Annotated in this window: 11 protein-coding genes; 6 read left to right on the top strand and 5 right to left on the bottom strand. The window is 59.5% G+C overall.

The window, feature by feature from the left end; translation table 11 throughout:
- Window positions 1-8: 8 nt before the first annotated feature.
- Window positions 9-881 carry an ion transporter gene (locus C0039_RS17480; RefSeq protein WP_076001108.1) on the bottom strand — a complete coding sequence of 291 codons (873 nt, stop codon included), beginning with the start codon at window positions 879-881 and terminating at the stop codon, window positions 9-11.
- A gap of 96 nt (window positions 882-977) precedes the next feature.
- Between C0039_RS17480 and C0039_RS17475 the strand changes: the two genes are divergently transcribed.
- Window positions 978-1,766 carry a PhzF family phenazine biosynthesis protein gene (locus tag C0039_RS17475; protein WP_243391652.1) on the top strand — a complete coding sequence of 263 codons (789 nt, stop codon included), beginning with the start codon at window positions 978-980 and terminating at the stop codon, window positions 1,764-1,766.
- Here C0039_RS17475 and bioA read toward each other — a convergent pair.
- Window positions 1,763-3,040 carry an adenosylmethionine--8-amino-7-oxononanoate transaminase gene (gene bioA / locus C0039_RS17470; protein ID WP_101518799.1) on the bottom strand — a complete coding sequence of 426 codons (1,278 nt, stop codon included), beginning with the start codon at window positions 3,038-3,040 and terminating at the stop codon, window positions 1,763-1,765. The two genes, C0039_RS17475 and bioA, sit on opposite strands and share 4 nt — an antisense overlap.
- 11 nt (window positions 3,041-3,051) lie before the next feature.
- Window positions 3,052-3,687 (bottom strand): arylesterase, encoded by a 636-nt coding sequence (locus C0039_RS17465; protein WP_076001111.1) that lies wholly within the window; start codon window positions 3,685-3,687, stop codon window positions 3,052-3,054.
- On the opposite strand from C0039_RS17465, the gene C0039_RS17460 reads away from it, so the two are divergent.
- Together C0039_RS17460 and C0039_RS17455 are read left to right on the top strand one after the other, a co-directional pair.
- Window positions 3,686-4,351: an ABC transporter ATP-binding protein gene (locus C0039_RS17460; RefSeq protein WP_101518798.1), complete on the top strand. Its 666-nt coding sequence runs from the start codon at window positions 3,686-3,688 to the stop codon at window positions 4,349-4,351. The genes C0039_RS17465 and C0039_RS17460 overlap by 2 nt on opposite strands.
- Window positions 4,352-4,353: 2 nt before the next feature.
- Window positions 4,354-6,831 (top strand): ABC transporter permease, encoded by a 2,478-nt coding sequence (locus C0039_RS17455; protein ID WP_341476656.1) that lies wholly within the window; start codon window positions 4,354-4,356, stop codon window positions 6,829-6,831.
- Window positions 6,832-6,870: 39 nt separating this feature from the next.
- Here the strand turns inward: C0039_RS17455 and C0039_RS17450 are convergent, their stop codons facing one another.
- Together C0039_RS17450 and C0039_RS17445 are read right to left on the bottom strand one after the other, a co-directional pair.
- Window positions 6,871-7,506 (bottom strand): TetR/AcrR family transcriptional regulator, encoded by a 636-nt coding sequence (locus C0039_RS17450; RefSeq protein WP_076001113.1) that lies wholly within the window; start codon window positions 7,504-7,506, stop codon window positions 6,871-6,873.
- Window positions 7,507-7,712: 206 nt separating this feature from the next.
- Window positions 7,713-8,693 (bottom strand): malate dehydrogenase, encoded by a 981-nt coding sequence (locus C0039_RS17445; protein ID WP_076001114.1) that lies wholly within the window; start codon window positions 8,691-8,693, stop codon window positions 7,713-7,715.
- Between the two features lie 313 nt (window positions 8,694-9,006).
- Between C0039_RS17445 and ttcA the strand changes: the two genes are divergently transcribed.
- The 3 genes from ttcA to ccmB are packed head-to-tail and all read left to right on the top strand — an operon-like array spanning window position 9,007 to window position 11,185.
- The gene (ttcA, locus tag C0039_RS17440) at window positions 9,007-9,888 is read left to right on the top strand and encodes a tRNA 2-thiocytidine(32) synthetase TtcA (protein WP_076001115.1); all 882 of its coding nucleotides are present in this window, start codon (window positions 9,007-9,009) and stop codon (window positions 9,886-9,888) included.
- A 29-nt stretch (window positions 9,889-9,917) separates the two neighbouring features.
- On the top strand, window positions 9,918-10,502 hold the full coding sequence (ccmA, locus tag C0039_RS17435; RefSeq protein ID WP_341476655.1) for a cytochrome c biogenesis heme-transporting ATPase CcmA: 585 nt from the start codon (window positions 9,918-9,920) through the stop codon (window positions 10,500-10,502).
- Complete coding sequence (ccmB, locus tag C0039_RS17430; RefSeq protein ID WP_076001117.1) at window positions 10,499-11,185, top strand: heme exporter protein CcmB; 687 nt, start codon at window positions 10,499-10,501, stop codon at window positions 11,183-11,185. The genes ccmA and ccmB overlap by 4 nt, the downstream gene beginning before the upstream one ends.
- Window positions 11,186-11,260: the final 75 nt, after the last annotated feature.

Here is an 11,260-nt window from a genome sequence, read left to right as displayed (position 1 = left end):
CGTTGAGGTTACTCGTCTTCTGGCGCATGACCCGGAGCGGGCAGTGAACTGCCACACTGACGGCAGTAGTGAGCACTCGGGTCGTGTTCAACAGTGGCGCAGGTGGTGCAGTTGCGAGACTTCCTTATGGCCTCTTCCTTCTCCGTCTGCTCTTCCAGGCTCTCGCGCTTGTTCAGCTCAAAAATGACTATGCCGGTCAGTATGGCAATAACCATGTAGCCAATGAGCATGCCTACAGCAGCAATCGACTGCCCCATCGCTGTCATGGGTACCACGTCTCCATAGCCGACAGTGGTGATGGTCACAATGGCCCAGTAAATGCTGTGAGGAATGCTCTTGAATCCGTGTTCCGGGCCCTCGACGACGTACAGGAGGCAGCCGAATATCGTTGCCAGTATGATCATCATCATGAAGAAGACGAGAATTTTACGTGCGGCCCGATGCAGGGCCTCGGCGAGTATGTTGGCTTCATTGAGCAGGGAGAGCAGGCGTAGCACACGGAAAATGCGCAGTAGCCGGAGCATGCGAATGATCAGCAGTGGCGCCGTCTGTGGCAGCAACAGGGAGAGATAAGTCGGCAGTAGCGCAAGCAGGTCGACGACGCCATAGGGGCTGAGGGCATAGGCCTTGCGGTTGGGAGAACACCACAGTCGAACGGCATACTCCAGCGTAAACAGCAGCGTAAATCCCCACTCAATCTGCAGCAGCAGGACACCGTAGCGCAAATGGTAGGACTCGATAGAATCGAGCATGACAATGAGTACGCTGGCCAGGATGACAAGGATCAGGCAGATATCGAACCACTTGCCGGCGCTGGTTTCCGTGCCGAAAATGACGCGATAAAAAACGGCCTGCCGCGATGTGAGTTCTCGCTTGGTCATGCTCTTTAATTGTTATCCCTGTCGGCTGAGCGCAGTAACCACTATATTAGAGCGCTGTAAGCGGTACAACGCCACCATGGAGTCAGAAACGTGAAAATGCCCATTTACCAGGTCGATGCCTTCACCACTGAGCTTTTTCGCGGTAATCCCGCCGCGGTGATGCCCCTGGATGCCTGGCCCGAAGACCATCTACTGCAAGCTGTCGCCAGCGAAAACAACCTTTCCGAGACAGCCTACCTGGTCGCTGGCGAAGGGGGGTATGCACTGCGCTGGTTTACGCCGGAGGTGGAGGTTGATCTCTGTGGTCACGCCACCCTGGCCAGTGCACACGTCCTCTATCAGCATCTGGGCTACGCCGACGACTCGGTTCGCTTCAACACCCGGTCCGGTGATCTTCAGGTGAGGCGAGAAAACGGTGCATATACACTGGATTTTCCAGCCTACGCACTCGCTGAAATGGAAGTGGATGCGGCGGTGTGCGCCGCGCTGGGTGCCGTGCCGCAGCAGGCACTGCAGGTTGAGGGCGCGGCCAAGCGGCTCTATGTGTTCGAGAGTGAAGAGGAGGTGGCGGCGCTGTCACCTGATTTTGCAGCACTGCTGGCGGCCTGTGATCAGAGCATTATCGTCACTGCTCCGGGGACCAGCGTTGACTTTGTGTCGCGTTTTTTCGGGCCTGCTGTGGGCGTTGATGAAGACCCGGTCACCGGGTCGGCACACTGTGCGCTGGTGCCTTACTGGGCCGGCCGGCTGGGTCGCCCCCGGCTTGATGCCCGACAGATTTCCAGGCGTGGTGGTGAACTGCAGTGTGAATTGAAGGCCGGGCGCGTGTTGATGACCGGTGGCTGTGTCACGTTCATGCAGGGGGAGGTCCACTGGCCTCGCTAAAGCTGTGCGACGACGTCGACCATCGCCGCGGTCAGGGTGGCCACATCTTCGCTGTTCATGACATAGGGTGGCATGGCATAGATGAGCTTGCCGAACGGGCGAACCCAGACGCCGCGCTCCACGAACATCGGCGTAACCTGCCTGAGATCTACCGGACTGTTGAGTTCGATCACCCCGATGGCGCCCAGGGAGCGCACCTGCGCGACCTGGTCCAGCTCCCTGGCGGGGGCCAGGCCGGCGGCCAGTTCGCTGCCTATGCGCTCCACGGTGCGCTGCCAGGGTTGTGACAGCAACAGTTTGATGCTGGCGATCGCGGTGGCACAGGCTAACGGATTACCCATGAACGTTGGCCCGTGCATGAATGCCCCGGCTTCGCCGTCGCTGATACCCTCTGCTATCCGGCTATTACACAGTGTGGCAGCAAGGGTCATGTAGCCGCCGGTGAGTGACTTGCCGAGGCAGAGAATATCCGGCTCTACCTGCGCGTGCTCCAGCGCAAACAGCTTTCCGGTGCGGCCAAAACCAGTGGCAATCTCGTCGAATATCAGAAGTACATCGAAAGCGTCACACAGTGCCCGTAGCTTTCGCAGGTAGTCAGGCGAGTAAAAATGCATTCCCCCGGCACCCTGCACCACGGGCTCGACGATAACCGCCGCAATGTCATTGTGGTGTTCGGTGAGCAGGTCACCGATCTCGTGCAGCTCGGATTCAGGGCACTCGGCATCAAAGGCGGCATCGGGAGCGGCAACAAAAAACTGTTTGGGCAGCACGTCGCCAAACAGGTGATGCATGCCGGTTACCGGGTCACAGACAGACATCGCACCAAAGGTGTCACCATGATAGCCACTACGCAGGGCAACCATTTTCTGTTTTTCCGGCCGGCCGCTGGCGTGCCAGTACTGTATGGCCATCTTCAGGGCGACTTCGACCGCCACTGACCCTGAGTCGCTGAAAAAGACACGGTTAAGTGAGGCTGGCGTGAGGTCGGTGAGCATCTTCGCCAGTTTCACTGCCGGCGGGTGGGTGATGCCACCGAACATCACATGTGACATTTTTTCCAGTTGTTTAGACACGGCACGGTTAATCACCGGGTGATTGTAGCCATGTATTGCGCACCACCAGGAAGCCATGCCATCAATCAGTTCACGGCCGTCCGCCAGTTGCAGGCGAACGCCGCTGGCACTGGTGACAGGGACGATAACGCCCGGGTCGCTGGCAGCTGCATAGGGGTGCCAGACATGGGCGTGATCTTCCGCCAGCAACTTGTCCCACATTGACGGTGTGCTCACTGCAGTGCCCGTTCTATGGTGGGCAGCAGGTTTTGCAGCATCGCGGTTTGCGCGTCTGCCGTGGGGTGAATGCCATCGGCCTGCATCAGTCCCGGATCGGTGGCCACGCCATCGAGGATAAATGCACTGAGCAGGCTATTGGTTTCGTGGGCGACTTCGGGAAATGCCTCGCGGAAACTGGCGGTGTAACGTGCTCCGTAGTTTGGCGGTATCTCCATCGGCACAATGATCACGCGAGCGCCGCTGTCGGCGGACAGCGTGGCCAGCTGTGCCAGATTCGTGCGAAATTCTGTTACCGGAAAGCCGCGCAGGCCGTCGTTGCCCCCCAGCTCTATCAATACCACGTCAGGCCGGTGTTCACTGAGCAGCTCCGGCAACCGCCGCAGGGCGCCGGCTGTGGTTTCACCGCTGATACTGGCGTTGATCACGGCGACCGGTTGGTCTCGTGCCGTGAGCTGTTCACCGAGTTTGGCTACCCAGCCCTCTTGCAAAGACATACCGTAGGCCGCACTGATACTATCGCCCAGCACCAGCAGCCGCTGCTCCATGGCCAGGACGGGAGCCGATGTAAACAGGGCGAGTAAACCAAGCGTCGCGGCATAGCGTAGGAAGGGGTAAAGGAATCGTTGCATGATCAAAGCCGAAAATGTCCAGAAAAGGGTCCCGATGGCTGGGAGCGAGCTGGAGATACTGAAAGGGATTTCACTGGAAATCAAGTCGGGAGAGTCCGTGGCCATTGTCGGAGCCTCTGGCTCGGGCAAATCCACGCTATTGGGACTGCTAGCCGGACTCGATGAGACCAGCGCCGGACGTATCATTATCAATGATACTGACCTGGGCCAGTTGGACGAAGATGGCCGGGCGCTGTTTCGGGGCAGGGAAGTGGGCTTTGTGTTTCAATCCTTCCAGTTATTGCCCGCACTGACGGCCCTGGAAAACGTGATGCTGCCACTGGAGCTCAAGGGTGAGGCAAATGCCCGAGAACAGGCGCGGCACTACCTTGAGCGTGTGGAACTGGGCGAGCGGATGGATCACTATCCGCGCCAGATGTCCGGCGGCGAACAGCAGCGCGTGGCGATCGCGAGGGCATTCGCAGCGCGACCCCGCATCCTGTTTGCAGATGAGCCCACCGGTAATCTCGATACCCGCACGGGCGGACATATTATCGACCTGCTGTTTGAGATCAACAACCAGGAGGGGACGACCCTGGTACTGGTAACCCATGACATGACTCTGGCACAGCGCTGCCAGCGTCGACTGGTGCTGGAAGCGGGCGAATTGGTAGAGGGGAACTGAGCGTGTCTGTCACTGCCACACGTATGCTCGCCAGGGACTGGCGCGGCGGTGAACTGGGTGTTCTGATGATGGCCCTCATTCTGGCGGTGGGCGTGGTTTCGGGTATCAGTGCGTTCACTACCAGACTGCAAGCCGCGCTGGAACTGGAGAGCCATCGCTTTCTGGCCGCCGACACTGTCGTGCGCAGCGGGCGCGAGATGCCCGCTCAGTGGTTGCAGCAGGCGCAGGCGTCGGGGCTGCGCGTAGCCACCACTCTCACCTTTCCGTCCATGGTCTATGCCCAGGGAGACGCCATGCAGTTGGCGTCCATCAAGGCCGTGTCAGATGCGTATCCATTGCGCGGGGACCTCAAGTTCAGTGAGCAGCCGTTTGGCGATGCAGTAACGATCACCAATGGCCCGCGGCGCGGCACGGTCTGGCTGGACTCACGACTCTTTCCGCTACTGGATGTCACGCTGGGCGACGCGGTGCAGGTCGGAGAAGCGCAGCTCAAGGTAACCGGGGCGGTGCGCGGCGAGCCTGACCAGGCGGCGGGCATGTTCGGTTATGGACCGCGTCTGCTTATGCACTACGAGGATATCGCCGCGACGGAGGTGATCCAGCCCGGCAGCCGCGTCGAATTCAGGCAGCTTTATGCCGGAGACGTGGGTGATATGACGGATTTCACCCAGTGGTTGGAACCGCAGCTCGCCCCCGGCCAGCGACTGATGACGGTCAGTGACGGGCAGCCCGGTATCAGCAACGCGCTGGACAGGGCCGAACGCTTTCTGCTGCTCGCCGGCAGTCTGGGAGTGGTTCTGGCGGGCGTTGCTATCGCACTGGCGGCCCGTCGGTTCAGCGAGCGGCACAATGATTACGTGGCGGTGATGAAGAGCCTGGGGGCGACCTCCGGCGCGATCAACCAGCTCTATGGCAAAAGTCTGTTGCTGCTGGGCGCTGTGGCCACGGTTTGCGGTTGTCTGCTGGGATGGGGTATTCAGGCCTTATTTTTTACCCTGTTTGCCGACCAGCTCCCGGTTGAACCGGGCCCCAGCGGGCCGCGACCATACCTGATCGGCAGTGCGACAGCCCTGACCTGTCTGTTGAGTTTTGCCTGGCCGCCGCTGCGCCGGCTGGGCCAGGCCAGTCCGCTGCGTGTGTTGCGTAAAGATGTCGCTGTATTCACCCGCGGTACCTCCGGCGATTATTTGTTCGGCCTGGTCGCGGTGTCATTGCTGATGCTGTGGTACAGCGGAGACTGGCGGTTGACGCTGGCATTGCTGGCGGGACTTGCGGTCACCGTCACCCTCGGGATGGGCCTCGCGATGACTCTGCTTAAGGGTGGGCGCCTGGTGGGGATGAGTGCGGGCAGCATCTGGCGGCTGGCGCTGGCCGGTCTGCAGCGGCGAGGCGCAGCCAATGCGCTGCAGGTGGTGATCTTTGCCATGGCGATAATGCTGTTACTGGTTCTGGTGCTGGTGCGGACTTCGCTGGTAGACGAATGGCAGACCCAGCTACCGGAGGACGCACCGAATCACTTTATGATCAACATTGGTCCGGGCGACGTGCAGGCGGTTGACCAGAGGTTGCGCGAGGAGGGTATCAGCAGTGAGGCGCTGTATCCGATGATTCGTGGCCGTATCATGGCGGTGCAGGGGGTAGATCTGCCCACGCGCGACCAGGCCGACATGGATGGCCCGCGTCAACGTGAGGTCAACTTCACCTGGTCGGAAACCCTGCCCGAGGGCAATGAACTGGTAGCCGGTGACTGGTGGCAACCGGGTACGGATGCCGCCATGGTTTCGGTGGAACTCGAGTTTGCCCAGCGCATGGGAATAGAGGTCGGCGACCGCCTCTCCATGCTGGTGGGTGCCCAGCCACTGGACGTGACGGTGAGTAGCCTGCGCAGCCTTGACTGGCAGTCCATGCGGCCAAACTTCTTCATGGTATTTCCGCCCGAGGTGCTGGCCAGCTATCCGGCAACGTTTATGACCAGCTTTCACCTGGATCCGGATAACAAGGTGTTTCTCAACGACTTTATCCGCGAGTTTCCCACGGTCACGGTTATCGAGATGGACCTGGTTATCGAGCAGATCCGCAGCATCATCCAGCAGGTTTCAGGCGCTATTGAACTGGTGCTCGTGGTGATCCTGGCCACGGGTGCGCTGGTTCTGATCGCCGGAGTGCAGGCCAGTGTGGATGAACGCCTGCACGAGAGTTCTATCCTGCGTGCGCTGGGTGCACGCAAGCAATTGATCCTGGGCGGGCTTTTGATTGAGTTCGCCGCCCTGGGGTTGTTTGCCGGACTGCTGGCAACCATAGCGGCAGAAATCTCCGTGGCGATACTGCAGGTAACAGCCATGGACATGCAGTACTCCCCAACACCCTGGTTGTGGCCCCTGGGGATTGGTGCAGGCGTGGTTTTGATCGCGGGGCTGGGAGTATTCAGTTGTCGGCGGGTGGTGTCACATCCGCCGGTTGCCGTGTTGCGCGAGCTATAAGTCTGCAGTGCCAGGTTTTTCTGGCCTGCCCGTCAGTGTCTAGGTGCCGCTCTTGCGAATGCCCGCAAGAAAGGTGCGCGCACCCAGTTCAACCTGCTTATGCAGGTCGATATAGCGTTCGAACAGCTCCGGTGTATCAATGCGCAGCGTTGCCAGGCCGTAGATTCCCGACCAGCCTGCATTGGCCAGGTAAATCACGTTCTCTTCCGTCTGGTAGCGTCCCATGTCGATACCGCGCTGAATGATTTCCTGTACCAGGTGCAGTGTCTCCCGGCTGGCCTCGCGCAACTCAGGGTAGCGCGCGGCAGGTTGTACTGCCGGACCGAACATCAATTTGAATAGCTGTGGATTTTCCGCTGCATAGTCCACGTAGGCGTGAGCCACCCCCAGCATCTGTTCGTCCGGGTCATCGCCGGCTGCTGCAACTGCCTCTCGCAGGGCCAGGAACAGGCCGCGATAGCCGCGGGTTGCCATGGCAGCCAGCAGCTCGCTTTTGTCGGCGAAGTGACGGTAGGGCGCGGTTTGCGACACGCCGATTGCACGTGCCAGTGCACGCAGGCTCAACTCCTCGGCACCCGTATTGCGCAACTGCTCCAGGGCAGTATCCAGTAATTCCGCGCGCAGATTGCCGTGGTGGTAGGACTTTTGCGATGGAGTGTTATTGGTTTCAGTCATAGCAAGGCATTAGATCAGTAATTCGGGGACAGGTCCACGGCGACCACGCTTCGGGTTCGCGCCTGACATGGTGTTCAACACCGGCCGCATTCCCAGCGAAATGTCGAACCAGGACAGCCACAGCTCTCGAAACGAACTGCGCGTCACCGGGCGTAAAAAAACGCCAGCTGGCAGGCTGGCGTTGTGTGAAGTAGCGGTTGGTGAGTTTAGGGAAGCAGGTGCTGAACCGCGTCACGTTCCTCGCAGAGTTCCTGCTCGGTAGCAGACATCTTCGCCTGGCTGAACTCGCCGACTTCAACACCCTGAACGATGCTCCAGTCGCCGTTGGCACAACGGCAGGGGAAGGAGTAAATCAGGCCTTCGGTGATACCGTAGGAGCCATCGGAATAGACGCCCATGGATACCCAGTCGTCACCTTCAGTACCCAGCGCCCAGGAGCGCATGTGGTCAATGGCCGCATTGGCAGCGGAGGCGGCAGAGGAAGCGCCGCGTGCTTTGATAATTGCCGCACCACGCTGTTGTACCACGGGGATGAACTCGCCTTCATACCATTCCTGGTCCACCAGGCTGATTGCGCTCTCGCCGCTCACCTTACAATTGAACAGGTCGGGGTATTGTGTTGCGGAGTGATTTCCCCAGATAGTCATGTTGGTGACATCGTTGACTGTTTTGTTGGTCTTCTGCGCAATCTGGGTCTTGGCACGGTTGTGGTCCAGGCGGGTCATCGCCGTGAAGTTGCGCGGATCGATGTCCGGCGCGTTGCGCTGGGCGATCAATGAGTTGGTGTTGGCCGGGTTGCCCACGACCAGTACTTTTATGTCCTTGCTGGCGTTGTCGTTGATGGCCTTGCCCTGCACGGAGAAGATCGCCGCGTTCGCTTCCAGCAGGTCCTTGCGTTCCATGCCGGGGCCACGGGGGCGTGCGCCAACCAGCAATGCGTAGTCGGTGTCCTTGAAGCCCACATTGGGGTCATCGGTGCAAACAATGTCAGCCAGCAGCGGGAAGGCACAATCTTCCAGTTCCATCTTCACACCCTGCAGTGCGTCCATGGCCGGAGTGATGTCCAGCAGTTGCAGGATAACTGGTTGGTCGTCGCCCAGCATGGCGCCAGAAGCAATACGGAAGAGCAGTGCGTAGCCAATCTGGCCCGCAGCGCCGGTAACGGTCACTCGTACAGGTGTAGTCATCTCGGTGTGTTCCTCGTAGACGGTGTAGTGGGGTCGTTTGGGGCCGACATTTTGTTAGCATTCCACACAAAATACAAGGGTGGCTCGACTATGGTCGGCATACGGCCGGGAAATGGCCCGCTTGGCTGAATGGGGTGCTGGCCCGGTGCGGTGCGGGTCTGTGCACCGCTTGTGGTTAGCGCTCTCCAGCCCGCAGCTGCCTGTTACGGGGCCGTGAACCCCGGAACAATCAACACAGGCGAATCCGGATTCATAAAGAGAAGGCCCCAAAGCTGGCGACACAGGTGGACTGTAAGCCCGAGAAGCAAGTAAAATGCGCGCCAAATCAAGCACTAACGGTCAGGATAACGTGCGCGAGCTGTCCCGCAAGGAAAAAACCGAGTTCAACAAGCTGCAGAAGCGACTGCGGCGTAACGTGGGCAATGCCATCGTCGATTACAATATGATCGAGGAGGGCGACAAGGTGATGGTGTGCCTGTCCGGCGGCAAGGACTCCTATGGCATGCTGGATGTGCTTCTCAGTCTGCAGCAAGCAGCCCCCATCAGCTTTGAGCTGGTTGCGGTCAATCTCGACCAGAAGCAGCCCGGCTTCCCCGAAGGCGTCCTGCCCGCGTTCCTCGAGGGCCTTAATGTTCCCTACCACATACTCGAGAAAGACACTTACAGCATCGTCAAGGAAGTCATTCCAGAGGGGAAGACGACCTGTGGCCTGTGTTCACGACTGCGACGCGGTAACCTCTATGGCTTTGCCCAACAGATCGGAGCCAACAAGATTGCGCTGGGTCATCACCGCGACGATATCGTTGAAACCCTGTTCCTGAATATGTTTTTTGGCGGCAAGCTCAAGGCCATGCCCCCCAAACTGCTTGCGGATGACAAAAAGAACGTGGTGATTCGTCCGCTCGCATACTGCAAGGAGAAAGACCTTGCCCGCCTGGCCGAGTACAAAGAGTTTCCGATTATTCCCTGTAACCTGTGCGGCTCGCAGGAAAACCTGCAGCGTGTGCAGATCAAGAATATGCTGACGCAATGGGAGCGCGAGTACCCGGGGCGCACCGAGACAATTTTCCGCAGCATCTGCAACGTATCGCCTTCCCAGCTTGCCGACGGCGCACTGTTCGACTTTAACAGCCTGCGCGCAGACCAGGTAGACCAGGACCTGCACATCCCGGTGGTCAACGTGGTGAACCTCTGACCGATTCTGGCGACAGTGCGCCGCTGCTGGTGGCAGAGGATTTGTCCCTGGAGCGGGGCGGTCGCCAGCTGTTTACCGGCCTGTCATTTGCCGTGCGTCCTCAGCAGGTCATCCTGGTAGAGGGAGCCAACGGCGCTGGCAAGACCAGCCTGATTCGTATTCTCGCCGGATTGTCCCGGTATGGATTTGAAGGCAGGGTGGCGCGCCATGGGCCAATGCTTTACCTGGGTCATCACAGCGCGGTGAAAGCCCTGCTCACGCCGCGCGAAAACCTGGCCTGGCACGTGTCCGGAGAGAGTCAGTACACCGACGACGAGATTGAGGCGGCGCTGTCCCGGGTAGGCCTCCACGGCTACGAGGACGTGCTCAGTCATACCCTGTCTGCTGGGCAGCATCGTCGCGTTAATCTGGCGAGGCTGTATCTTTCGCGCAGTCCCTTATGGTTGCTGGATGAGCCCTTTACCGCGATCGACGTCAGCGGCGTTGCTGAACTTCAGTCTTTGTTTGCTGCGCATGTGAAGCAGGGCGGGGCGGTGGTGCTGACATCACACCAGGCGCTGAATATAGATCACCAGGTTAGCCGTCTGGACCTGAGCGCCGGGGTTCTGCCGTGAACACGCCCGGCACCGCATTGTTCTGTGCTCGCCTGTTACGCAGGCAACTGGTCCTGGCAGCGCGTCGTCCCGTAGACATTGGTAATCCGCTGTTGTTTTTTGCCATGGTGGTGGCGCTGTTCCCACTGGGCCTCGGGCCAGCGCCGGATACCCTGGCGGACTTCGCCCCCGGAATTCTGTGGATTGTTGCCCTGTTGTCCAATCTGCTGACATCTGACGGCGTGTTTCGCAGCGACTTTGACGATGGCAGCCTGGAGCAGTTGTTGCTGTCGCCTCAACCGTTGTATCTCTCGGTTCTTGCCTATGTCTGCGCTCACTGGCTGGTGACGGGGCTGCTGTTGGCGCTGGTATCGCCCGTTTTTGCGTTGATGCTCAACCTGCCGGCGACAGGCATAGTCGCGCTTTTCTTCAGTCTTTTGCTGGGGACGGCGGTGCTCAGTCTGGTCGGGGGTATCGGCGCCGCATTGACAGTGGGTCTGCGCCGCGGTGGCATGCTGATTTCGCTGCTGATCCTTCCTCTTTATATGCCCGTACTTATTTTTGGTAGTGCGGCGGTGAAGGCGGCAGTGAGCGGCAGTCCTGCCGCGCCATATCTGGCAATACTGGGTGCAATGCTGTCACTGGCCGTGGCACTGGCGCCGATAGCCACCGCAGCCGGCCTGAGGATTAGTGTGGATGCCTGAGAAAGTGTTAGCGATAATTATTCCCCCACAGCGTAACTGGTTGTTCGCCTGTGGCGTCACTGTATAATCGGCGCC

Origin of the sequence: Pseudohalioglobus lutimaris (assembly GCF_002866825.1) — a bacterium.
Taxonomy (GTDB): domain Bacteria; phylum Pseudomonadota; class Gammaproteobacteria; order Pseudomonadales; family Halieaceae; genus Halioglobus; species Halioglobus lutimaris.
This window is presented reverse-complemented; position numbering and strand designations above follow the sequence as displayed.